This is a genomic window from Benzoatithermus flavus, assembly GCF_037908215.1.
GTDB lineage: Bacteria > Pseudomonadota > Alphaproteobacteria > Geminicoccales > Geminicoccaceae > Benzoatithermus > Benzoatithermus flavus.
This window is the reverse complement of record NZ_JBBLZC010000078.1, coordinates 1-921: the sequence shown is the minus strand read 5'-3', so window position 1 is coordinate 921 and position 921 is coordinate 1. Positions and strand designations below refer to the sequence as shown.

General features: G+C 71.2%; 1 protein-coding gene. It reads left to right on the top strand.

Features of this window, described 5'->3' with window-relative positions:
* Nucleotides 1–122 precede the first annotated feature (122 nt).
* The coding region (locus U1T56_RS24125) for an IS630 family transposase (RefSeq protein WP_418162037.1) at nucleotides 123–921 on the top strand (799 nt) is incomplete at its 3' end.

Sequence of the window (921 nt, the reverse complement as noted above, 5' to 3'; positions counted from 1 at the left end):
TGTCGATGCGTTCCACATCAACAGCTTGAATCACGCCAGCCTCAGCGGCTCGAGCCTTTTTCAAACAGCCTCTAAGCTTTGCAGACACGCCCTAGGCTGGGCGGCTCTGCTACGCGCGGGCGATGCAGGAACGTGACGGTCGATCGATCCCGGATGCGGCGCTGGAAGTGCTCCGCGAGCGCGCGGTGGCGATGCACGAGGCGGGCAACGCCCAGCTGGCGATCGCCGCCGCGCTCGGCGTGCACGAGAACGCGGGCCATCGCTGGCGCGAAGGCTGGCGCCTCGCCGGCCCCGCCGCGCTCAAGGCCAAAAAACGCGGTCGCCACCACGAGGCCAAGCGGCTGCTGAATGCCGAGCAGGCCGCCGAGGTGCAGCGGCTCATGATCGAGCACACCCCGGACCAGCTCGACCTGCCATGGGCACTCTGGAGCCGCGAGGCGGTGCGCGACCTGGCCCAGGCCCGTTTTGGCGTGCGGCTCGCCTTGCGGACCGGCAGCGACTACCTGTGGCACCGGCGCTTCCCCCCTCCCCCCGCCGCGGCCGATCCGGCACGCCAGCGAGCGCCGTGCCAGGCTTGGCAGGCCGAGCACCAGCCCAAGATCGCGGCACGGGCGAAAGAAGACGCCGAGATCCACCGGGGCGACGAGACCGGCATCTCCAACCGGGCCGCCTACGGCCGCAGCTTCGCGCCGCAAGGCCAGACACCGGTGATCCGGCGCACGGCGCGGCGGCACACCACCGGCATGATCTCGACCGCGACCAGCCGCGGCACGTTGCGGTTCATGCTCGATGCGGGCGCGCTGGACGCGGCCCTGTTCCTCGCCTTCCTGCAGCGGCTGGTGCGCGGCGCCGGGCGCAAGCTGTTCCTGATCGTCGCCAATCTCGAGGCCCACGAGGCCGGGAGGGTCCAGCCCTGGGTGG